Origin of the sequence: Thermodesulfobium sp. 4217-1, from assembly GCF_039822205.1 — a bacterium.
GTDB lineage: Bacteria > Thermodesulfobiota > Thermodesulfobiia > Thermodesulfobiales > Thermodesulfobiaceae > Thermodesulfobium.
Window position 1 is genome coordinate 92675 of the sequence record NZ_JBAGBW010000002.1, and the last position, 23782, is coordinate 116456.

Sequence of the window (23782 nt, forward strand, 5' to 3'; positions counted from 1 at the left end):
AGATTACTCTGCACTCTCCATTTTTTCTTTTATAAACTCTAAGCCTACTCTTCTTAGAAATTTATAAAATCTTTCTTTTTCGTTCGCATGGCTTTTATAGACAAAAAACAATTTTTTTAGTTTCTCTACCACTTGTTCTTCATTTAAATTTACTGAAATTGTTTCGCCTATACCGCCATTTCTTCCAGCGAAGCCGCCAACGGTTAATGTGTATCCTGTGGGATAGCCCATCAACCCAATGTCTCTCACTAAGGGTTCGCTGCACCCATTGGGACAGCCGCTAATAGATATCTTTACTTTTGCGGGAGTATTAATTCCATAGAAATTTTCATTTATCTTTTTTGATAGACTTCTTGCATCTTGTCTTGACATAGGACAGTATGGTTTCGAGAGACAAGTTTGAGCGTAGAAGACCTTATTTTCCATATGCGGCAGGTCCAAAAATCCTGCCTCTTTCATTTTCTCTTTTGTTGTATCATCTACTTTTGGAATAGTGACCGATGAGTTTCCTGATAATATTACCTCATATCCATCGCAGGACAAATCTGAAAGCAATTTCAGCTGCAACTGATTTAAGATACCATCTGGAACATAAAAGCTCTTTGGAAATTTATTTAGAATCTCTGGATTCATTTTTTTCTCCCTCAAGTTAAATGTGATTAGCAAACATATTATTATTTTAAATCAAATGCAATTTTATAAATTGATCTAAATCAAATATTTCATTCGAAAATTTATGATATAATAAAAAAAACAATTTGTGGGGTGGTTTTTTGAGGATATTTAAGGTTAAAGATAAGGAATTTAAGATCGATCAGGAAGGCAATTTATTGGATTTTTCTTCGTGGACAAAGGATTTTGCTGAAGCTGTAGCAGTTGAGAATAAGATTGTGCTTTTAGATATTCACTGGAAGATTATTGATTATGTAAGAAGATACTATGAAGTCGACAAAATTATGCCTCCAAAAAAGCAGATAGAGAGAGAATTTAATGTAAGTGAAAAGGACATGTCAGGACTTTTCCCAATGAAATACAAAGATGGATATCTCTATCTATTAAGCAAATTGGCTGGTTTACCGGTGCCTACTGGTGATATTTGATCCCTTATTTGCTCAGGTTTTTGATGAGGCCTTAAGGCTGGAAGCGAGCGATATCCACCTTAAAAACGATTCTTATCCAGTATTTAGAGTGCATGGAAAACTTGAAAAAATTTCTTCATTGCCTTTTTTTAAGGATGAGGAGCTAAGAAAGATAATATTACAACTGCTAACTCCAGATCAGCAAAAAAGAATGTTTACAGAGCTCGGTCTTGATTTTGGCTTTACATACGAGGGAAAATCAAGATGCCGTGCAAATATTTATTTTAACAGGGGAACGATAGGTATTGCATTAAGGATCTTGCCTATGAATCCTTATTCCTGGGCAGAGCTATCCTTGCCTGACGTCATAGAAAAGATTAGAAAGTTTAGACAGGGTTTGGTTCTTGTCACGGGACCGACTGGCTCTGGAAAATCTACTACAATGGCATCTATGGTTGACGATTTAAATGCCTTGAAAAGCTTAAATATTATAACTGTTGAAGATCCAATAGAGTATGTTTTCACTGATAAAAAATCAAACATTATTCAAAGAGAAGTTGGTGTGGATGTAAGAAGCTTCCCTGAGGCTTTGAGATATGCTCTTCGTGAAGATCCAGACATTATATTTATTGGTGAAATGAGAGATCAGGAGACCATTAACTCATCATTCTTAGCTGCTGAAACAGGACACTTAGTTTTATCTACCCTTCACACAAACAATTCTTACTCTACAGTGGATAGAATTGTGAATACCTTTCCAGCAGATCAGCAGCACTTTGTGAGACTGAGGCTTTCTGAGACGCTAAAAGTAGTTATGTCTCAAACTCTGCTGCCCACTGCAGACAATAAAGGTAGGGTGGTTGTCTGTGAGGTGATGGTGGTAACCCCTCATATAAAGGACTTAATTGCAGAAGCAAGACTGGACGATATGTATTCTGATATAAAAAATGGACAATATAATTCTATGAGTACTCTTAATCAAGCTTTATTTAAATTGTTTCAGGATAAAAAGATCGATAAAACCACAGCGGTTAACGCTTCTTACAAGCCGAGTGAGCTCGAACAGATGCTAAAAGGAGTGTATAACAGTGCTGATGCGTTCGGAGAAATTACAGGCGCTCAGAACTCCCAAAAGGGAGGGGATAATTTGCATTGATCCCCTTTATGCTCTTGCTGCTTTGTTCGTCTTTATGCAGCCTGTGCAAACATAAACGCTTTTTACGCTGCCCTCAAGGTTTACCTTTATCTTTTGAAGGTTTGGCAAAAAGCGACGGCGTGTTTTTCTATTTGAGTGGCTTACATTATTTCCTGCGGATGGACCTTTACCGCAAATTGCGCAAAATTTTGACATTGTTTCGCCTCCTTTATTTTAAACAAAGTATTATAATCTTAACAGAAAAAATAAATTTTGAAAAGGTAGGGAAGTGCTTTGACAGAAAAGGTTATTGAGTTTGTAAAGAACAGGCTCGGGAATACCTACAGGTTTCATCATACTATGGCAGTTGCCGAAGAGGCGAAGTATATTGCATCTTTTATGAATGTGGATGTAGAGAGGATATATGTAGCAGCTTTAATGCACGACACTGCAAGGGGTCTGGCTCCTGAAGATATGTATAGCGAGGCTAAGAAATATAAAATAAACATCTCTCCTTTAGATGAAAAAAGGCCCATCTTGCTTCATGGTCTGGTTGCGGCAAACTGGTTAATAGATAGGCTAAATGTGTTTGATTGGGAGATATATGAGGCAATTTGTCTTCATACAACGGGTGCTCCGAATATGGGCAAGATGGCTGCAGCGCTTTTTATGGCAGATAAATTGGCTATAACTGAAGGCTCGCATGTAGATGAGGATTTGCTTAATGCGCGCAAGATTTTGCCTGATGATATTGACAAGGTCTTTTTGTGGTGTTTTACTTATAGTTTCAAATATCTAATGGACAACAATCAAGAGCTTCATCCTGTGTCAATTGACGCATGGAATTATTACTGTAAAAAAGAAAATTTGGAGGTCTTATTTGGAAAAAAATAATTCTAAATTATTTGCACGTGAAATTGTAAATTGTATCAAGGACAAACAAGGTGAAGATATTACGCTGCTTTCTATTGGTGAGAGGTCTATAATATGCGATTATTTTATAATTGCTTCTGGAAACTCACCAATACAGGTTAAGGCAATTGCTGATAGTGTGGCAGAAAAGTGCAAAGAGCTTGGCAGAAATGTTTTTAGAGTTTCTGGATATAATGAAGGGCTCTGGGTTATAGTAGATCTTTTAGACATAGTAATACACATATTCTCTCCAATGGAGAGGGACTATTATAACTTAGAGGGTTTTTGGAAGGACGTAAGCGTAGAAAAAATTAGCTAAATATAACCATAATCACTGAATATTAATCGGGTGCGCCTGTCACTAAACAATGCAGGCGCACTTTAATTGTGAAAATATGTCTATCTATTAGTCGTCTTTGAATACCGCTCCAGTGTTCGCTGAGGTTACAAGTTTCGCATACCTTGCAAGATAGCCCGACTTTACTTTGGGCGGTTTTGGCGACCAATTCTTTTTTCTATTTTCCAGGGTTTGAGAGTCAACCTTTAATTCAATCCTTTTGGCGGGTATGTCTATTTCTATCGTATCGCCTTCTTCTATTAGGCCAATTGGTCCACCTTCGGCTGCTTCAGGAGAAATGTGCCCTATTACTGCACCACGAGAGCCTCCAGAGAACCTTCCATCGGTAAGAAGTGCTACTTCTTTGCCCAGCCCCATTCCAACAACTGCTGATGTGGGACTCAGCATCTCTCTCATGCCTGGTCCGCCTTTTGGTCCCTCATATCTAATTACCAATATGTCTTTTGATTTTACTTGCCCAGCCAATATCGCCTTCATAGCTTCTTCCTCAGAATCAAAGATCCTTGCAGGTCCAACGTGAACCAACATTTCTTTGTCTACTGCTGATTGCTTTACCACCGCGCCATCAGGGGCAAGATTCCCTCTTAGTATAGCTATACCTCCGCTTTGAGAATATGGCTCATCAATAGGCTTAATTACGTCCCTTCTCTTGACTGCTTTATTTTTAATAATTTCTCCGATGGTTTTTCCTGAAACTGTAATATTATTTAAGTTTATAAGGTTCTTTTTTGCAAGCTCGTTCATTACAGCACTGATTCCGCCAGCCTCATTTAAATCCTGTATGTGTTGCTTTCCAGCAGGGCTGATTTTACATAGGTTTGGTGTCCTTGATGATATAAGGTCAAATATTTCAAGAGGCAGCTTTATTCCTGCTTCGTGAGCTATGGCTGGAAGGTGCAGCACTGTATTTGTAGAGCCACCAACAGCCATATCTACTGCTATTGCATTCTCAAATGCTTGAGAAGTAAGTATGTCTCTTGGACAAATATTATTATTTACTAATTCTACTGCTTTCATTCCAGCATATGTTGCCAGCCTCTTTCTTTCGCCTTCAAATGCTGCGGGAATTGTGCCGTTTCCTGGGAGTGCCATCCCTAAGGCTTCTGAAAGACAGTTCATAGTGTTTGCGGTAAACATTCCAGAGCAGGAGCCACATCCTGGGCATGCACACATCTCAAGTTCTTCAAGCGTGGCATCGTCATACTCCCCGCGTGTTTTGTGACCCACACCTTCGAAAACAGTGATGAGATCCACATCGGTTTGTTGAAATCTCCCAGCAAGCATTGGTCCGCCTGAAACTATGATTGATGGGATATTCAATCTTGCGGCAGCCATGAGCATACCAGGGACAATCTTGTCACAATTTGTAAGGAGAACAAGGCCATCGAATTTGTGCGCCTGAGCCATAGTTTCAATAGAATCAGCTACCAATTCTCTGGAAGCAAGAGGATACTTCATCCCGTCATGACCCATTGCAATACCGTCGCAGATTCCTATAACAGGAAATTCAATGGGTACGCCACCAGCCTGATTAACTCCCTTTTTAACATACTCTACAAGTGTTTTAAGGTGAATGTGGCCTGGTATTATTTCGTTGTATGCGTTTACCACTCCTATAAGCGGTTTGGACATATCTTCTTTTGTGTAACCCATTGCATAAAATAGTGATCTGTGCGGTGCTCTTTCGATCCCCTTTGTAACCTCGTCACTTCTTCTTGGCATCTCTTTCTCCCTTCGGCTAATTTTATGTGAATAAATTTTATCTGCAAACAAGCATATTTTTAATCGAAAAATTTCAGGATTCTAAGAAAACCACTATAAATTTAAGTATTAACTCTTAAATCATAACTGTATTATAATATATATGGAATGAAATAAAAACATTTAAGAAAGAGGACTTAAGTAATTATGAAAGGCAAATTTTCTGATGATTACCTCTCTATAAGAAAGAAAAAAGTTTTATGGGCTGTAGTTGAGAGCTATACTCATACTGCAGAACCTGTAGCTTCAAGAACGGTATGGAAAAGGTTTGATCTGGGGGTTAGTCCTGCCACCATCAGAAACGACATGGCAGATCTTGAAGAAGAGGGATTTTTAAACCAGCCTCACATCTCATCAGGCAGGATACCGTCTTGTGTTGGCTATAGGTATTATGTAGATTCTCTAATGGAGTGGTCAAAAAATCGTTCAAGCCAAATGATAGAAACTGAAAATGAATTTACTGGTGAGAACCCGATAGATGAATTTCTAAAAAATATTGCCAAACAACTTTCAAGTCAGACTCTTGGCATTGCAATAGTATCTCATCCATTGTTGTTGGAGCTTTGTGTAAGGGACTTTCACCTTTCTTACGTGAGAAGGGGACAATGTATTGTGTTTTTGCTCCTTGATGGAGGTATTACTTTTACATATTCTTTGAATATAGATATTTCAAAAGATGAAGATGCACTTGTTATAAATTCTCTTATAAAGAGCAAAATACTGGGTAAAAATAGAAGCGAAATAAATTCTGAAATTGATTCGGTTTTTGCTCCTGTTTTTAATCTCTCTGCTCAAGCTAAGCAAATATTGATGAGCGTTACAGAACATTTGTGGAAAGCTACTGACAAGAAGGCTTATATTTATTATAGTATGAAGATGTTCAATCTCCCTGACTTTTCTGATAGGGAAAAATTTGATATATTGGTAGCTTTGTTGGAGGAAGAGGATAGAATTGTTCAAAAACTTTTTGAGAATCCTTGGGAAAAAAGAGAAATTAAGATTATTATTGGAGAAGAAAATGAAGATCCAAAATTTTGGGAGTTTACATTTTTTAAGATACCATACTATTATGCTGATAAAGTAGTAGGTTTTATAGGACTTATCTCTCCTACGCGCGTAAGGTACCCGTACGTAGTAGAATTGCTTGATTCTTATGCACATAAAATATCCAATGCTTTGAGGAGGTTATTTGATTGAGAACTAATAATAAAGATCTTTATTCTGTGCTTGGAGTTTCTCGCGAGGCTTCATTTGAAGAAATTAAATCGTCATATAGAAGGCTGGCTAAGGAACTTCATCCTGATGTGAATAAAGACGATCCAGAATGTGCTGAGAAATTTAAGGAACTTACACAGGCTTATGAGATTCTTTCTGACTCTGAGAAGAGAGCTAGATATGATAGATTTGGCACTGATAAGGAGATGGCTGATCCTTTTGGCGGCATGTCTGATATATTTGAAACCTTTTTTGGTGATTTTTTTGGTGCAGGTCAGGAAAGGGCAAGAAGGACTGTTAGTTTTCGGGGTGAAGACAGAGAGCTTGCGGTAGGCTTGACCTACTTTGAAGCCATAAATGGCGCTCCTGGCAAGACAATAGAATATGACAGATATGAAAGATGTGAAAAATGCGAAGGCAAAGGTTCTACAAGCGGCAAAAAAACTGTTTGTAAGGTGTGTCACGGTGCAGGGCAGGTTACCTCATCAAGAAGGACACTTCTTGGAAACGTTTACCAAACTTATAACTGTCCAGAATGCAATGGTAAAGGTTTTGTGATTGAAGATCCATGTCCTCATTGCAGGGGAACGGGGAGAAAGGTTTCAAAGGCAAAGATATCGATTGATATACCCCCATTTAGCGAAGAGGGGAAGATATTTAAAGTCAGATCGGGCGGAAATGCAGGCTCCTATGGAGAAGAATTCGGAGATTTATATGTTCAAATTAGATATATAAACGATGAAAGATTTATCAGAGATGGTTATAATCTTATTTACCCCGCGACTATAAGTTTCCCGCAGGCTGTACTTGGGACAAAAATAAAATATTATACGCCTGATGCAGAGGAAGGCTTTTCTGAATATGAAATACCATCCGGAGTTCAGCCCTATACAGAATTTAAGATAAGAGGAAGAGGGTTGCCTAAGCAGGGCGGCAGAGTAAGAGGGGATCTGATCTTGAGAATGGTTATACAAACTCCAACCGAGGTGAGCGATGAGGAAAAAGAGCTGTATTTGAAGCTTGCCCAACTGAGAGGAGAACATCAGGAGAAGGATAATATATTCAAAAAAATTAAGAAAAAAATCAAAAAATAGTGTCTGAACCAAGGCTTTATGTAAATAAAGAAAGAATAAAAGATTTTTTAGCAGGTGATCTTGTCGAGCTAGAAGAAGACGAAAGGCATTATCTTTTCAAGGTTCTTCGTCTAAAGGATGGCGATCTTGTCATCGTATTGGATGGCGCAGGGAGCGTTTTTAGATCGAGAGTTCAGTTAGATAAAATTGTTCTTGGAGAAGGATCTGACGCAAAAGAGCCTGAGCTAAATATTACGCTGTTTCAGTTTCTGCCAAAAGGTGACAAATGCAGTGAGATAGTTCGTATGTGTACAGAGCTTGGTGTTAAGAAATTTGTTCTGGTATATGGTGAGAGAAATTCTTATGGAGAGGTGTCTCTAAATAAGATAAAAAGATGGCAAAAGATTGCACAAGAAGCGGCTGAGCTCGCAGGCAGGGGAGTGGTTCCAGAAATTTTGGGGCCCTATAAACTCTTTAAGATACCGGATGCGCTTTTTACAGGCAAGATGCTGGTTTTTTGGGAAAATTCGAATCAATCAATTAAAGAGCTGTTTAAATCTGATATTTCTGGAGACTTATCGGTATTTATCGGTGCTGAAGGCGGGATTTCTTTGAGCGAGATAGAATACCTTCAGTCAAAGGGGGCATACGTTTCATCTTTGGGCGAAAGGATTCTGAGGGTGCAGACGGCAAGCGTGGCTGCATGCAGTATTTTATTTTATCTGTCAAATGACATCAAATAAAAAGGTTTTTTCTCTTGCATTAGGGTGTAAGGTAAGCCAGGCAGATCTTTCCAAATTTAAAGATCTATTCTTTCCTGACTGTGTGGATGAACCATCAGCTAATTTATCCGATGTAATCATACTAAATAGCTGTGCGGTGACAGAAAATGCTCAAAAAGATTCCGTTAGGATGCTGAAAAAATTTACTAAGCTTAATAAAGATATATATTTTCTTGGATGTGCTGCCTCAATATCTGAGGATTTGAAGAAAATTTTTCCAGGAGTAAATTTCTTTGACAACAAAGAGTTAAGCGATTTATTGAGCAGAAACGTTCATAGTTCGAATTATCACGACAGAAAGAGATATGTCCTTAAAGTTGGAGATGGATGTTGTAGGGAATGCTCTTACTGTATTATAAGATTTTTGCGCGGTCCATTGAAATCAAGACCCTTTGAAGATATAAGAAAAGAGATTTCTTTGATCCAGGATGTGAATGAAATAGTCTTGAGCGCAATTGAAGTAGCGTTGTGGGGATATGACTTTGGACTTGATATAGTTTGGCTTTTGAAAGAAATTATTAAATTAATCGAAAATAGAGATATCAAGATAAGACTTGGATCTATTTATCCAGCTCTACTTCTGAACAAAGAATTTGTAGACTTAATGGCTAACACAGGTAAATTACAGCCGCACCTTCATATTTCTCTACAGAGTGCAAGTCCTGATGTTCTGAGGTCTATGAGAAGATTTACAAATTTAGATAAGATTTTAGGCAAAATCTTTGAGATTAAAGAAACAAGAAATGATTTTCTCGTTTCTACCGATATAATTGTAGGCTATCCTACTGAGAGCGATGAAGATTTTCAGATGACAGTCGACTTTCTTGAGAGGCTTCCTCTTGTAAGGGTTCACTCTTTCCCATTTTCCTCAAGGAAAGGAACTATAGCAGCAGATCTAAAACCGCTCGATAGAAAGATTCTTTTAGAAAGACAAAAGTTGATAACCGAAAGGTTCTCTCAGTCGAAGATATTAGAGGGATTTATAGGTGAGAGTATATCAGATCCCTTATGGGAGAGCGAAGATGAGAACTGGTTGTACGGTCACAGCTCAAACTATATTCCCATCAAACTTAATAAGCGTTTATCAAGAACAGCTATTTTAATGGGTAAATCAATAGATAAAAATCATCTGGTTTTAGAGTAAGTATATTTACGCTATTTTGTTGGAAATCCTGGGATTATTATTGGCAATATTTTTCTCATAATTGATGCTGATGCCTCCTTCATAGCTCCTTCAAAGGGATTGTTTGTTCTGAAAATTGGAGTGGAGGAGCTACTTTCGCCGTATACAGAGTCGGTAATTATAACGTTTTCACCTTTCAAGAGGACAATTTTCGCCTTTATGAAAGACTTACCTCCCGATAGTCCGAAGCTAAATTGCGGAATTTTTTTTACATCAGTTACCGTTACTATTAGATGGATATTGCTATTGGGATTGATGCCTACGTTATGAGAGTTGAAATCTGATTTTATTATATCGTAGAACTTGGAAAGGTCCTCGTCGCCCATAGATCTATCGGTAACTTTTCCCGTGCCCTTTGGCACATATATAGAGGAGTCTGCCTGGACATCAAGATTTATCTGCTGCAAATATGTATTATTCATCTCTTCTGCGTGTGCTGAAGTTGATGCGGCAAAAAATAGCAAGAAAGCTGTTATAAAAATTAAAAATTTCATATTTATCACCTCGTTAAATTTATGGTATTTCAACTGCTGTAGTCAAAGACTCTAAAAAGCTTTTAGAGTTAGCCCTTCTTGTACTAATTATATCAGTAACTGCTACTTTATAGTCCCTTACAAGATAGCCGTTTTGGTAATACGATGTGATGTCGTTAATTACATAGGCAGAATTATCAAAATATCCAAGATAGAGCATCACGTGATCGGGCATAAACAGAAGCGCTCCAGGTTTAAGTCTTTTTATGATATCCAATCTTTCATTATATTCAAGGTCCTTGAAAGAAAACCTGTTTCCAGGTAGCAGCTCTTGAATGTCTGCATTTCTTGGGAAGGTAAAACCAAAGGTTTTAAAGATATCTTGAACGAAAGATGAGCAATCGTGAAAACCATTTTCTCCACCCCAACCGTAAGGTTGATTTAGCATTTTAAAGGCCTGGTCTATAATATCTTTTCTCGTATAAGGCAGATATTGAAAAACTGCATCAGAAGTTGGGATTTGTCCCGTTACAAAGCTAACTATGCCTGATTTATCTCTTATAGGCACCTCTACCTTCCAATAGCCGTTTATTGGTGTCTTTTCCTGCAATATGAATTTGATTCCCATATTTACATCTTGATATTCTCCCGTATCGAACGTCAATCTCGATTTCGAAGAAGTAGTCGTTATAAAATTAGCGTTTAGCGAACCTATGTAATTTGTAAAGTCTTTTTTATTCTGGAAAAATGCGACGTCCTTTTTTAAGATCCAGCCATTATAATTCTTGCCCTGAACGAATAGCCAGTATTGACTCTTGTCCTCAGTTAATACCAATATCGGTTCATTTATTTCAAAGGTTGTCTCTTGAAACTGATCGAAGCCAGAAGAATCGGAGTTATAGGTAGCTTTCAACAATGTCGGAAAGGTTCTTACGTTTACTCTTTTTAACGTAATTGCGTATCTTATGGTATTCATATCGTTTATAACGATATTGTTTGTGAAATATTGGTGTTCGTAATAGGTTGAATCTATGTATAGAGGAAAGTAGTCATCGTTTTGGAAGATGAGCTTTTCTAATTCTGTTTTTGAGATTTTATCTTTGAAGGTTCTAAGGGAAACGATGCCCTTAATCTTTTTATTGAAATTGTTGATTTCAATATTTGTCATTAATATATCGCTACTTAGTTCAGATCTGTAATTATCAATGCTAAAATCCGCATAACAAAGGCCGTTAGCCTGAAATAGCAGCAATATAAATATTATTAAGTTTAGCTTAAAGATTGTTTTCACAATGGAATAAAAACCTGTTGCCTCCTGAATTTTTTGCCTTGTACATTGCAGTATCTGCATTGGTTAGAAGCTCTTCGTAGCTTTTGGCATCGTATGGGTATGTGCTTATTCCTATGCTTATACCCAGCTTAAAAGAATGGCCGTTGACCGTAAATGGTTCTTCAAATAATTGGAGAATTCTTTCTGCTAATGGTCTTATTTCGCTTTTGTCTTTTAGATCTGGCACTAAAACTGCAAATTCGTCTCCACCCATCCTTGCTAATATGTCCGTTTCTCTAATTCTTTCCTGAAGCTTTGCGCTTACTATCTGCAGGAGATTGTCTCCTATTTGGTGCCCTTCAGAATCGTTTACGTCTTTGAATCTGTCAAGATCTAAAAACATTACTCCTAAGTATGTTCCGTTCCTTTTTGCTCTTGAGATTTCATAGTGAACTCTGTCAGAAAAAAGCGTTCTGTTTGACAATCCTGTGAGGTGATCGTGAAAAGCAAGATAGTTTAGTTTATTTTCCAATAGTTTTTTCTCTGTGACGTTTCTGACTATTAGCAAAACCATGTCCTGGTCTCCTATGTGGCATTTCTTTATGTCCATCTCCACACAGATGTTTTGGGAGCCCTTGCTAATTAACTCTGCCTGAACGCCATTGACATACTCTCCTGAGGTTAACTTCTCAATAAGGGCCTCTTTTTCTTTGCCTGGGGTAATAATGTCCTCTATAGTTAGATTTAAAATTTCTTCTTTATTTCTATTTAAAAATGTGCAGGTGATATCGTTTACCTCTACAAGTTTTTCAAATTGTCCTCTTTTTGGAATGGGAAAGAGCAGAACTGCTTCGCTTATGCTGTTAAAGAGAACTCTGAAGCGTCTTTCCTTCTCTTCTAAATCTTTATTGATTTTTGAAATTTTAGATATATCTCTCAGGCTTAAAACGTATGCGGTTTTTTCTCCTACAATCTTTGATATGCTTGCGCCTACTACAATTGGGCTATTTTTCTTGTTTTTTATTCTAAAGTCAATGTGTACATTTTTGACAATATTTGAAAAACTTGATACTACCGATTCAAGGTCTTGGTCCTCTACGAATTCATAAAAGTAGTGGCCTATGATTTCATAATCGTGATATCCCAAGATCTTGTTTACCGATGGGGTTACTGACAATACCCTAAAGTCATCTGAGAGCTCCATTATCGCGTCTGATATATTTTCCAGAATTTTTGCGTAATGGAGTTCTTTGCCTCTTATCTCAGCTTCTTTGGCAATCCTCTCACTAATGTCTCTGGCTATTATAATGTAATACCACTGAGAAGAAAACCTTTTTGATGTTATTGTAATTTCTACGGGAATTTTTCTACCGTCTTTGCATATTAACTCGGTAACAATAGATTTTGTAAAGTCTTTTGAGACAACATAATCAAAAATTTCTAAGTATTCGCTTTCATTAATATTTATGAATTCAAGAATTGACATCTTTTCTAACTCTTTTAAGCTAAAGCCCAAATTTTTTATTACGCTAAGGTTTGCGTCAATCAGCCTTTTGTTTGAGAAGTTTATAAGAAAGATCATATCTGTAGAGCTGTCAAGAAGAGCCCTGAAGCGCTCAAGATATTGAATTTTTTCTCTTAATTCGCCGTAATATGTTTTTTTTGAGGAATCTTCTCCTAAACCTATTAGCTGTTTTCTAATGCTTTCAATAAATGATGGCTCTTTAGCTATTTCTCTCAATGAATTCTTTCACCTCCTTTAAAGTTGGCATAACTGGATTTGTTAGCATACAAGGATCGTTTACTGCATGTCTTGAGATTATATCTATTTCACCCTTTTTTAGCTGTAAATCTTTTAATGTAATATTAAACCCAATTTTGTTCTTTAAATCGATAACGCTCTCAATTAATAGTTTCTTTCTGTCTTCTTCTTTTAGATTTTTTAAGTCATACCCTAAGCTTTCACTAATTTTGTCGTATCTGTAAGCCGCATATGGGTAATTGAATCCTATTACGCTGTCTAAAAGTATGGCGTTGCAGGTTCCATGCCTGATATCTTTGTACCCTCCTATGCTGTGCGCTATGGCATGAACCATTCCCAGACTGGCATTCGAGAAAGCCATTCCTGCCATAAGGCTTGCGAGCATTAGATCCTCTAAGTAATTGATATTTTTTGGATCTTTGGCTGCTTTTGGAAGGGTTTCAAAAATAAGATTTATGGCTTTTAGGGCAAACATATCGGTAATGGGAGATGAGCCCAATGATACGTAGGATTCAACTGCGTGCGTCAATGCATCAAGGGATGTGGCTATCAAAAGCTCTTTTGGCAAGGTTGTCATAGTTTTTGGATCTATTATTGATATGTCAGGAATTAGCGACTTGCTGACTATCGCCATTTTGTATTTTTCATCAGTGTTCTTAATAATTGCAAATTGCGACACATCTGCTGAGCTGCCGCAGGTTGTAGGCACGCAAATTATTGGAGGCATTGGATGCACGATCTTATCAATTCCCTCGTAGTCTCTTATAGAGCCCGGATTTGTACACATTATGCCTGCTGCCTTTGCAGCGTCTATTACGCTTCCGCCACCTACTGCAATTATAGAATCGCAATCACAATTTCTTATAACTTTTGCAATTTCTTCGACTTCGTAGTCCTTTGGATTTTCTGTGATATTCTCAAATATACAGTAATTTATATTAATTTCTTCTAGTTGCTTAAAAATATTTTTGGCCCAGCCAACTTTCAATACCCCTGAGTCAGTAATTACAATGGGCGATGTGAGGGAAAAGTTCTTAATATATCTTTTTACATAATCTATAGAGTCAGTTCCAAATATGAATTCGGGAGCAACGAACTTTGAAATCCTATACATTGGCTTCTCTATACTCATAACATTCTCCCCTAAAATGTGGCGTTATAAACAAATATATAAGCATTATATAACTAATTAAAAGATTTTTCCACTGTACATATATATAGAATTGTTAAAATTTCTTTTATAATTTTTATACCTCAAATTTTTTGAAAAACATATAAAAACATACAAGATAGAGTATTTGAAATGCTGCACCTATGATAAATGGGGTGGTATAGTCTTTGTGTGCAAAAAATATTCCAGTTATGAATGGCCCAATTGATAGTGACAATATTTGAGAGAAGTTGTTTATGCTCAGTGCCAGGGTGGCCTTAGTTCTGGTAATATTAGCGACAAGAGCTTGTCTGGCGCCTATATTCCCTCTATTCAAAAAGGATCTGATCATATAAAAAAATCCTGCTAATAGTGAACTTGGAGACGCGATCATCAACAACAAAGACATAAGCCCGCCAAACCTCATAAAGGTAACAGTTTTTGCTGCGCCGAGTTTTTTGACAATATATATGGATAAGATGCTTGAAAGAGAAGTCATAAATAGTGAAATTGTAAATATTATTCCAAGATCAAATGCATTGCTGTTAAATTTGAGCTTAAACCAGTAGGGCAAAAGAGGCATTATAAAACCAAGAGAGAGACCGTTGAGCGAATTTATTGCAAAAAGCAGTATTAAGCTCCTGTTTTCTTTTTTATTAATCTTTTTTTCTTCTTCAGAGTCTTTATCTATACTATTGTTTTGAGCTATAGGGTCGCTCTTTACTTTAGTGATAAGGTAAAAGCAAATTATGTTCCAGAATATTATGGTAAGAAAGACTAGTCTAAATGCAAGGTCTGGAACAATAATTTTTGATAGAAATTCAGGAATAGTTGCAACCATTGTTCCTATGCCCATTCCACAAAATATTAAAGAGTTATTCAGACTAAAAATCGCTGATTTCCTGCTGTATTTTATCAGGTCATTTAGCCAGGAGACCTCTATTATCGCAAATGGACCAGAACCGCCCATACCGCTTCTGCCAAAACCACCGATTATAGCTACGCCCCCAAGAAGTAGGTTGTTTGAGGTAAAAAGGGCAATTGTTGCACAGATTATAAGAACTATTTGGAATCCTAAGATGAACTTTTTCTTATCATATTTTCCTGCAGTTAAGCCAAAGAGAAATGATAGCATACCATTTATAAACAGGCTGGCACTAAAGAGGGCGCCTATAGAAACAGCACCCCAGCCTATCTGGTGTAAATATAGAGGAAAGTCAATTAGAAGTGTGCCCTGACCAATACTTCTTATTGCCCTTGCGTAAACTAAATATTTTTCTTCATCTAATATAGATCTAATATTAACCCTTCTTTGTCAAAAAATATGAGAAAAATGGAACATAAATAAGGCTTAAGAACGTTCCAAAAATCAAGCCTCCAATGGCAACTACTGCAAGAGGCGATAGCCTCTCGAGCCCAATTGCCCACTGCATAGCTATTGGAATCATGCCAACTGCTGTTCCCAACGCGGTCATCATAACGGGTCTGGTTCTTATGTGGATACTTTGTAATACCGCTTCTTCTATACCATAACCATTGTCAAGATATGTTTTTATAAAATCAATTATCAATATAGAATTCTTAACGATTATACCAGAAAGTAGAACAAAACCCATGATAGCTGGTAGACACATGGTTTTGTCAGCTATTAAGAGCGACCATGCGCCTCCAATTATTGACAGAGGTATAGCTGCCATAATAGCAAGAGGATTGAGCCACGATCTAAATATTGGAACGAGTACCAGATAAAGAAGAATGAAGCCAACTAATATAGCTTTAAACATCCTTCCCATAGAGTCCATCATTGTGGTGATATCGCCAGTCTGTTTTAATTCTACATCAGAAGTTACTTTGCCCTTGTTATCTTTTATGGCTTTTTGGAGAGCTGGCGTAAAGCTTTCCATAATGTGGGTAACAGGAAAGGTAGAGCGATATCCCATTACGTCCTGAGTATACTTCATTGCCTCCCTGGTAATAATCGTGGGTTCATAAATTGTGCTTAAAGTCCCAAAAGATTCAAGAGGGATAAAGCCCTTTGGAGTCTTTATCAAAAAACTCTTTAAACTGTTTACGTATTCTCTTGAAGATGTGGGCAGTATTACCTTTATCAAATATCCAGTTTCATTTGGAACGGTAAAGATTGATGCAGTGGCTCCCTGTATTCCAGCAGAGAGCTGAGATGCTACGTCATATGGAGTAGTTCCATAATATGCAGTTTTCAAGTGATCAATCTTAAATACGTATTCCAGGTTGTCCATATCCCAGTTTTTTGAATAAGATTTTAAACCTTTGACGTTTTTCATGGCTTGCATAACGACATTGCCAGCTCTATTGACCGATTCTACACTGTCTCCATAGATGGTAGTGTCCAGGGTGGCTTTTATAGACGATAAAGGGGTAGCGCCATAGTCAAACACGTCTGCATACTTTACATCTGGCAGGGTTCTAATATAATTTCTGATCTTATCTTCCAATTGCCAGATAGTTGCACTTCTTTTGAACCTGTTTACAAAGTGAATTGTCATAACGGCTACTTGAGGAGGGCCTGCTGAGACAGTCAGAACCCCTGGTTCTGAGCCTATGGCGTCTGACATCATTTCTACATCGCCAAGGGATTTTACGTATTTTTCTATTTTAAAAAGCGTTTGATTTACTTTTAAAATAGAAGTATTGCTGTCAAAGGTTACGTTCGCTTTTACAATGCCTGTATCCATTGGTGGCATAAGATCTCTGCCTATGGTAGGTATTATTATACCAACGCTAAGCATTAAAAGAGGTATGAGAGGGAGGGTCAAGGGCATTCTCATTTTTTTGTTATCAATTAAAAATTTCACTGCGTTTACATAAAATTGTTTAAATGGATTGAGCCAGTAGTCCATAATGTTATTAATTTTCGTCTCGAGTCTTGATTTTTTTGAGTTAGCTTTTAACATTTTTATGCTAAGAATTGGAATGAGCGTAATCGATACAAAATATGAAACTACTATTGCAATTAACAAAGTGCCCGCAAGGGGTATGAAGATCTGGGCAGGGTATCCACCTACAAACATTAGTGGCAAAAGCACCACGCTTGTGGCAAGGGTGCCCCCAAAGACTACAAGCATAACCTCTTTTGTACCATTTATAGCTGCGTCCAATGGAGATTCCTTCAGCTGGGTGAAATGTCTTTCGATATTTTCCAATATTACAATTGCGTCGTCTACCAGCATGCCAAGAGCTAAGATTACAGCAGTTAAGCTAACTGTGTTGAAGCCTATATTTAGCACCCACATTATTGCTATGGTTGCAAGATATACAAACGGTATCGATATTGCGCTGATTAATGTAAGCCTTAAGTCGGCAAGAAATAAAAATATTACAATTGCGGTGAATATTATCGCATCTCTTAATGCCTCTAACATGTTGTCATTGCTGAGCTGTACGAGCTCTTTTTGGGTGTCTGCTACTTGAATATTTAATTGTGGAAATTGTGCTCTAAGCTTGGGCAATACGTCTTCCACCGCATTGATAGTCGTCATTACTGCTCCGCCATAAGGCCTTTGGACGGCAACAGCAATTGCCTGATGACCATCTCCGTGGTAGAAGGATGTAGGAGGAGAATAGTCATAATCTACGCTGGCTACGTCTTGTAACTTTACGCCAGGCGTTATTTGAAAATTTCTTATCATATCAAGATTGGTGGCTTCTGTAAGCACCTTAAAGGTATATTGTGAATTCGGGTTCATAATTATGCCAAGGGGGATATCTTTGTTTGATTTTTGTATAGTGTTTACGACATCTTGGACGCTGAGACCTAAGGATGCCAGCTTTGCATTGTCGAATCTTATCTCTATATTCTTTTCATACCCGCCGAAAACATCAATGTTTGCTACCTTGCCAGTTCTTAATATTTCATCTTTTATCTGATTTTCGGCAATATATCTTACATCGGGCATTGACAGACTTGAACCCTCCTTTGGAGATATTGAGAGGGTAATTACAGGCTGAGAATAGGATGTAACTTCGTATATTTGTGGAGTTTGGATATCGTTTGGCAGTAGATTGGCTACCTTAGAAAGACCGTTTTGGACGTCTGTCTTAGCTTCTCCGATATTTTTCCCATAGTTAAATTCTGCTGTGATAGTGCAAAATCCGTCGTTGGAGGTGGAGTATACCCTTCTGATGTTGCTAAGGGTATAGAGCTCTCTTTCTATAACTGCGCTTACGTGGTCTGCAACATACCTTGCAGAGGCTCCTGGCTCAACCACCACTACTGCTATTTGAGGCCTATCAGCAGGCGGGAATAGATCTCTGGATATGTTAAAAAACCCTATCACGCCAAGAAGTGCGAATATTATAAGTATTGAAAATATAAAATGAGGTCTAGTAATATACCATTTCAGCATATTCTACTCTTTTACCACTTCGAGAGGTTGGTTTTCATAGATTCTTAAGAGAAGTGAATTCTCTCCTGTGACCACTTCTGAGTTGTCTGTAAGGGCGCCGTTTACACAACTTTCTTTATCGTTTTGGGCAAGTACATTTACGTCTACAAATTTCGCACGATTTTTGTCTGTGATTACTATTACGTAGGTTCTCCCATTCGACTTTACAATTGAATCATTTGGCACTATAAAGCCTTGAGCGCTTCCTGTATAGATATATGTGTCAACCATTGTGTGGGCAGGAAGGTTGAATGGGTTGTTGTTTAGTTTAAGCTTTATCATATTAAGATTGTTGTCAGAGCTTGAGAGTATTGCATCTACTACTGCCTGAGCAGTTTTACCATTGTAGGATAGGGTTTCGGTATCGCCCGTCTTAACATTTCTTGAAATATCTACAGGTACATTTACGTATACCAGAGAGCTTTCTCCTCCAGTAATTTCTAATATAGGCTTCCCTTGTACTACAGTATCGCCTTCATTAAAATATTTTTTTACCAAAAAACCGTTGAAGGGCGAGGTAATTACGCTGTAAGTAAGGGAGTCTTCAAGAGATGAAATCTGGGAGTCGACACTTTTTATGCTTTCCTGGATACTCTGAAGGTGACTTACTGCAGTCTTTTGGTTAGCTTCGGCCGCTTTATAGTTATTTTCCATTGTTTCAAGCTCTACCTTTGGGACTGCTTCTACTTTATATAAATATTGATATCTTTCGAGGTTATTCTTTGCGTTTGCAAACTGGGTGTTTGCAGCCTCTATTTCTGAATATGCACCACTTAATGTGCTCTCAAGAGATCTTTTGTTATATACAAGGGATTGGATATTTGATTGGATATCTTTTGAGTCTAATTTTGCAACTACCTGGCCAATTTTTACTGGAGTGCCCTCACTGGCTATGTAGTCGAGCTTTGCGCTTACTTTGGCAGTAACAAGAGCGTCGTTTTCTGGCCTAAAATCGCCAAGGTACTTTTGAGAAGCCTTCAGGGTGCCAGATTTTACTACGGCTACGTTCACAACAACAGAATATGGCTTTGCTGGAGGAGTGAGCATAACTTCTATTTTTTTCTTTACAAAGAAGAATAAGGCTATTAATACTACAATTAAAACGGTAAGGACAATCTTGCCTTTCTTGGTTTTTGGAAGCCTTTTTTTAATATCAATCTTATTCATCCGTTTACTCCCTTAAAAGTTTATAAATTTATTTAAACATTATTAGGTAATAATATCATATATTTATATAAAATTCAAAAAGCTTAACTAAAGATAAAGTTAAGAATCGTGACAAGGTTAAATTCTATTATAACAACAAAATAATAAGTTAGTCTTTTCAGAATAAATTAAAAATAAAGCTAATTGTTGAGGTTCTTAGAATTTTCTAAGATAATATTTTGAATCGGATATGGTATTTCTATTCTATTTTCATTGTAGAACTTATGGATTGACTTGATCAGTTTGTGTAATACTATAAATTGATCGGGATAAGATTCTACTCTGAGATATATGGAAAAAGTAATGCAAGAATTATCAAATTTTTGATATCTTAGTATTGGGTCAACATCCTTAACACACCCATGTGTATTTTGAACAAAGTTTTTAAGAAAATTTATTGTTTTTTCTTCTGTGTCATCAAGATCGCTGTCATATGAAATGCCTATTTGCAAGCTAACGCTAAAATTTTCTTCTGGAAAAGAATAGTTTGTGATTATTGAGGTAGAAATTTTTGAATTTGGTATTATTATCATATTATTATCAGGAGTTAAAAGAGTGGTATTTCTCCAATTTATATCTGTAACCTTGCCTCTTTGACCATTTTCAAGAATTATTGTATTTCCTGGCTGAATCTTTTTCGATGCCAGAATATGAATGCCTGCAAAAAAATTAGATAGAGTATCCTGAAGCGCAAGGGAAACCGCTAGGCCGCCCACTCCAAAAGTTGTGAGTATTGGCACGTCTGAAATTCCAATTCCTTCAAGGATTACCAATATGCCCAAGAATATGACAGCTATAAATATTACGTTCGATATAATGCTGGTAGCAGGCAAGACACTGTCGTTTTTAGAAAAATAGTGAACGATAATCTTTGAAGATGTTCTGGCTATGAACAGAAAAACTATAAATATTTCCAGTGAAGTAAAAATTTTGTTTATTAGAAAAGAGTGTTGGTAGGTAAAAGGGTAATTATAAAGTGCTATATGCAAGCCTATAGCAATAAAAAATATTGAAAAAATCCAATTGAAAGATTTGATTGTAATTTTTAACAAATAGTTTTTAGCAAGTTTTGTCCTTAACAGTCTTACCAATATAACTTTTTCTGTAAGCAATCCAAATAGGGCAAAGATAACAAAGAGAACAATTGGTTTAATTAGACTGCCAAAAAAGTTTATGATAATTGCCTCCTTTTAAATTTTGTCTCAATTATATCAATTATCGCATTTGAGTGCCAACTGAATTGTTTTATTGTTTCTTGTTTTCAATTTCGTACTAAAAGGGCTCTTAATGTTATAAAATAAATATGATGATTATAAAAAAATTTCTAATAATTTTATTTTTGCTGCTTATTACTGCAGTGTCTTATGCTGCTGGGTTAGATGAAGTTTATAATCAGGCAAAAGAAAAATTGCAGGCTAACGATGCATTGGGGTGTTCGATTGAGCTTACAAAGGCGCTTATGCAGATGGACGAAAACAACCCCTTACGCGACAAGTTTCTGACTTTGAGAGGAAAGTGTTTTTACGTTGACGCAGATACGGCTGAGGCGTCAAAAGATTTCAATGAAGCCATCTTGTTAAACCCTAAAAATAGTGACGCTTATTATGGTTTGGCGAAGATTAAGGAAAATTCTGGCGATATGGATGCTGCTATAGACCTTTATACGAAAGCAATAGAGGCAAATAATCAAGATTCACAAATATATTTTGGCAGGGCGATTGATTATTATTTGGAGAAGAAATACGATCTGTCTTTGCAAGACGTTGATAGCGCCATTAAATTAGAACCAAAACTGGAATACTTTCTATTTAAGGCTTCATTGGAACAAAATAGTGATAAAATTGATGATGCACTGTCTACTATCAATGTTGCCTATACATTGTTTCCTAATTCGATTCAAGTTCTTGAATTTAGATCAAGTCTTGAATTTGAGAAAGGAGATTATAAAAGTGCTCTGGCAGACGCCAACAAAGCATTAGAAACTGATAGCAAAAAGTCTGACCTTTATTTTCTTAAGGGAAATATACTCTATAGCTTAAACGATTTTCAAGGTTCTATGGAAGCCCTAAATCTTGCTATATCTCTCGATCCAAATCAGAGCGATTATTATGCTATGAGAGCAAAAGTTGAAGACTCTATGAAACAGCAGAAAAAGGCGTTAGATGATGTCGATATAGCTTTATCTATTTCACAAAACAAGTATTATTACTTTCAAAAGGCATACTATGAATATGAGCTTAGCAGATATAAGGATGCAAAAAAGGATATTGACGCAGCTCTTTCGTTAGATCCAGACAACCAGTCTTTTAAGGGTTTGCAAGAGGCAATAACAAAGAAATTGTAGATAAAAATAATAATTATGAATCGCTTGTTATGGAGGTAAAATGTGGGTATTTTTGATCCGATTGCCCGAGTCTTTAATAAAAAGAAAGATAAAATTGAAAACCAGGAAAAAATAGATCCTTGGAAGTATTTCGAGGATGGTTCAAAATATAAGGGAGACTTACTAAATAGCATACCTAATGGATTTGGCATTCTTATAGAGCCAAATGGCAATAGATATGAAGGTGAGTTCAAGGATGGAAAGATAAACGGTAAGGGGAGGGCCTTCTATGAAGGAGAGGGGTCATATGAAGGCGAGTTCAAAGACGGCCTAAGAAATGGCAATGGTGTTTTCAGATTTTTGGACTCCAGTCCTTTGGCTGGCGTCAAGCTGGAAGGCAGATGGGAAGACGACGAAATGGTTCAAGGGAAAGAATTCTGGCTTGATGGTAGGACATATGAAGGTTCGTGGAAGCGTGGCAAAAAATTCGGTAGGGGAGTCTTTAGGTGGCCCAATGGGAGCATTTACGAAGGAGAATATAAAGACGACCATTTTTGCGGGAGGGGGATATATATATGGTCAAATGGCGATAAATATGAAGGAGAATGGAAAGAAGACAAGTGGGAAGGTCAGGGAGTATTTACCTCATCGACTGGCGATAGGTATGAGGGGTATTTCAAAGATGGAATGAAAAATGGATATGGGACTATGTACTACCATAATGCAACTAAATATGAAGGTTTATGGAAGAATGATTTATATGAAGGCAGGGGCAAGTTTTATTATAAAAATGGCGATAAATATGAAGGAGAGTGGAAAGAGAGCAAAAGATGCGGCGCGGGGAAGCTATTTTATTCGAGCGGCATTGTTTTTGAAGGACAATTTGACTCTGACAAGATTGTAGGTGGCGGCATTGTTTACTTTGATGGCAAAGCCTATGAGGTTGAATTTGTAAATGGTAGGTTTGTCGGTAAGGAGACAATTTTTTGGCCTGATGGAAGGGTTTATTTCGGTGAGATAAAAGACAATATGATGCACGGTAAGGGTTCATTTCAGTGGACCAATAAGAGTAAATTTATTGGAGAATTTAGAGATGATCAATTTTATGGCAAGGGAAAGATGATCTTATCCGATGGTTTAGAATGCGATGGCGAATGGAGGGATGGGAAGTTCTATAGTACTATAATTTTGAAAAATTTAGATGGAAGAAAATATGAAGGCGTATTCGAAGAAGGCGAGTTTAAAGGAAATGGTGTCCTAACATGGCCAAATGGGGATAGATATGAGGGCGAGTGTAAAGATGGTAAAAGGCACGGCAAAGGTAAGTTTGTAACCAATAGGGGAGATGTCTACGACGGAGAATGGAAATTCGATAAGAGACACGGTTTTGGAGAATTTTTTGCTACTAACAAAAACCATTATGTAGGCGAATGGGACTCAGATTTTTGGCACGGCAAAGGTGTCTTAGAGCATTCAAACGGCGATAGATATGATGGCGAATGGGACAAGTCAAAAAGACACGGTTTTGGTACAATGGTCTACGCTAATGGCAAAATTGATAAGGGATATTGGTTTGACGGAGTTTTTAAGGGTTCAAAAAAATAATTTAAAGTTGTCTAATATTAATTTCTGACTTAGCCAAAAGCATAGCGCAAGTTTTTAAATTTTGAGGGTTT

21 protein-coding genes are annotated in these 23782 nt (G+C 37.1%); 10 read left to right on the forward strand and 11 right to left on the reverse strand.

The window, feature by feature from the left end; translation table 11 throughout:
- Positions 1-3: 3 nt before the first annotated feature.
- Positions 4-633, reverse strand: a complete 630-nt coding sequence (locus V4762_RS01575; protein WP_347314015.1) for a hypothetical protein — start codon at positions 631-633, stop codon at positions 4-6.
- Between the two features lie 140 nt (positions 634-773).
- Here V4762_RS01575 and V4762_RS01580 point away from each other — a divergent pair, with 140 nt between their 5' ends.
- Positions 774-1100 (forward strand): TusE/DsrC/DsvC family sulfur relay protein, encoded by a 327-nt coding sequence (locus V4762_RS01580; RefSeq protein WP_347314016.1) that lies wholly within the window; start codon positions 774-776, stop codon positions 1098-1100.
- Positions 1090-2235: a type IV pilus twitching motility protein PilT gene (locus V4762_RS01585; protein WP_347314017.1), complete on the forward strand. Its 1146-nt coding sequence runs from the start codon at positions 1090-1092 to the stop codon at positions 2233-2235. Before V4762_RS01580 ends, V4762_RS01585 begins: the two co-directional genes overlap by 11 nt.
- A gap of 6 nt (positions 2236-2241) precedes the next feature.
- Here the strand turns inward: V4762_RS01585 and rpmB are convergent, their stop codons facing one another.
- Positions 2242-2430, reverse strand: a complete 189-nt coding sequence (gene rpmB / locus V4762_RS01590; protein ID WP_347314018.1) for a 50S ribosomal protein L28 — start codon at positions 2428-2430, stop codon at positions 2242-2244.
- Between the two features lie 78 nt (positions 2431-2508).
- Here rpmB and yqeK point away from each other — a divergent pair, with 78 nt between their 5' ends.
- On the forward strand, positions 2509-3108 hold the full coding sequence (gene yqeK, locus V4762_RS01595) for a bis(5'-nucleosyl)-tetraphosphatase (symmetrical) YqeK (RefSeq protein ID WP_347314019.1): 600 nt from the start codon (positions 2509-2511) through the stop codon (positions 3106-3108).
- Positions 3095-3445, forward strand: a complete 351-nt coding sequence (gene rsfS, locus V4762_RS01600) for a ribosome silencing factor (protein ID WP_347314020.1) — start codon at positions 3095-3097, stop codon at positions 3443-3445. Before yqeK ends, rsfS begins: the two co-directional genes overlap by 14 nt.
- A gap of 87 nt (positions 3446-3532) precedes the next feature.
- Here rsfS and ilvD read toward each other — a convergent pair whose 3' ends face one another.
- Positions 3533-5206 carry a dihydroxy-acid dehydratase gene (gene ilvD, locus V4762_RS01605; protein WP_347314021.1) on the reverse strand — a complete coding sequence of 558 codons (1674 nt, stop codon included), beginning with the start codon at positions 5204-5206 and terminating at the stop codon, positions 3533-3535.
- Positions 5207-5392: 186 nt separating this feature from the next.
- Between ilvD and hrcA the strand changes: the two genes are divergently transcribed.
- From hrcA to V4762_RS01625, 4 genes are read left to right on the forward strand one after another with little or no spacing between them, the layout of a single operon-like run.
- Positions 5393-6442, forward strand: coding sequence for a heat-inducible transcriptional repressor HrcA (hrcA, locus tag V4762_RS01610; protein WP_347314022.1), 1050 nt, complete (start codon positions 5393-5395; stop codon positions 6440-6442).
- Positions 6439-7554 carry a DnaJ C-terminal domain-containing protein gene (locus tag V4762_RS01615; protein WP_347314023.1) on the forward strand — a complete coding sequence of 372 codons (1116 nt, stop codon included), beginning with the start codon at positions 6439-6441 and terminating at the stop codon, positions 7552-7554. Before hrcA ends, V4762_RS01615 begins: the two co-directional genes overlap by 4 nt.
- The gene (locus tag V4762_RS01620) at positions 7554-8276 is read left to right on the forward strand and encodes an RsmE family RNA methyltransferase (protein WP_347314024.1); all 723 of its coding nucleotides are present in this window, start codon (positions 7554-7556) and stop codon (positions 8274-8276) included. Before V4762_RS01615 ends, V4762_RS01620 begins: the two co-directional genes overlap by 1 nt.
- The gene (locus V4762_RS01625) at positions 8263-9459 is read left to right on the forward strand and encodes a radical SAM protein (protein WP_347314025.1); all 1197 of its coding nucleotides are present in this window, start codon (positions 8263-8265) and stop codon (positions 9457-9459) included. The genes V4762_RS01620 and V4762_RS01625 overlap by 14 nt, the downstream gene beginning before the upstream one ends.
- Positions 9460-9470: 11 nt before the next feature.
- Here V4762_RS01625 and V4762_RS01630 read toward each other — a convergent pair whose 3' ends face one another.
- From V4762_RS01630 to V4762_RS01665, 8 genes are all read right to left on the reverse strand, one after another.
- Complete coding sequence (locus V4762_RS01630) at positions 9471-9992, reverse strand: hypothetical protein (protein WP_347314026.1); 522 nt, start codon at positions 9990-9992, stop codon at positions 9471-9473.
- A gap of 19 nt (positions 9993-10011) precedes the next feature.
- Entirely contained in the window at positions 10012-11262 is a 1251-nt protein-coding gene (locus tag V4762_RS01635) for an NlpC/P60 family protein (RefSeq protein WP_347314027.1), read from the reverse strand.
- Positions 11246-12982, reverse strand: coding sequence for a diguanylate cyclase domain-containing protein (locus V4762_RS01640; RefSeq protein WP_347314028.1), 1737 nt, complete (start codon positions 12980-12982; stop codon positions 11246-11248). The genes V4762_RS01635 and V4762_RS01640 overlap by 17 nt, the downstream gene beginning before the upstream one ends.
- Positions 12966-14135 carry an iron-containing alcohol dehydrogenase gene (locus V4762_RS01645; protein ID WP_347314029.1) on the reverse strand — a complete coding sequence of 390 codons (1170 nt, stop codon included), beginning with the start codon at positions 14133-14135 and terminating at the stop codon, positions 12966-12968. The genes V4762_RS01640 and V4762_RS01645 overlap by 17 nt, the downstream gene beginning before the upstream one ends.
- 115 nt (positions 14136-14250) lie before the next feature.
- On the reverse strand, positions 14251-15453 hold the full coding sequence (locus tag V4762_RS01650; RefSeq protein WP_347314078.1) for an MFS transporter: 1203 nt from the start codon (positions 15451-15453) through the stop codon (positions 14251-14253).
- 1 nt (position 15454) lies between these two features.
- Complete coding sequence (locus V4762_RS01655; protein WP_347314030.1) at positions 15455-18538, reverse strand: efflux RND transporter permease subunit; 3084 nt, start codon at positions 18536-18538, stop codon at positions 15455-15457.
- A gap of 3 nt (positions 18539-18541) precedes the next feature.
- The gene (locus V4762_RS01660) at positions 18542-19744 is read right to left on the reverse strand and encodes an efflux RND transporter periplasmic adaptor subunit (RefSeq protein ID WP_347314031.1); all 1203 of its coding nucleotides are present in this window, start codon (positions 19742-19744) and stop codon (positions 18542-18544) included.
- A gap of 179 nt (positions 19745-19923) precedes the next feature.
- Positions 19924-20772: a mechanosensitive ion channel family protein gene (locus V4762_RS01665; protein WP_347314032.1), complete on the reverse strand. Its 849-nt coding sequence runs from the start codon at positions 20770-20772 to the stop codon at positions 19924-19926.
- Between the two features lie 314 nt (positions 20773-21086).
- Between V4762_RS01665 and V4762_RS01670 the strand changes: the two genes are divergently transcribed.
- Entirely contained in the window at positions 21087-22127 is a 1041-nt protein-coding gene (locus V4762_RS01670) for a tetratricopeptide repeat protein (protein WP_347314033.1), read from the forward strand.
- A gap of 42 nt (positions 22128-22169) precedes the next feature.
- A complete protein-coding gene (locus V4762_RS01675) occupies positions 22170-23711 on the forward strand; it encodes an MORN repeat-containing protein (protein WP_347314034.1) in 1542 nt (513 codons plus the stop codon).
- The last annotated feature ends 71 nt before the right edge of the window (positions 23712-23782 follow it).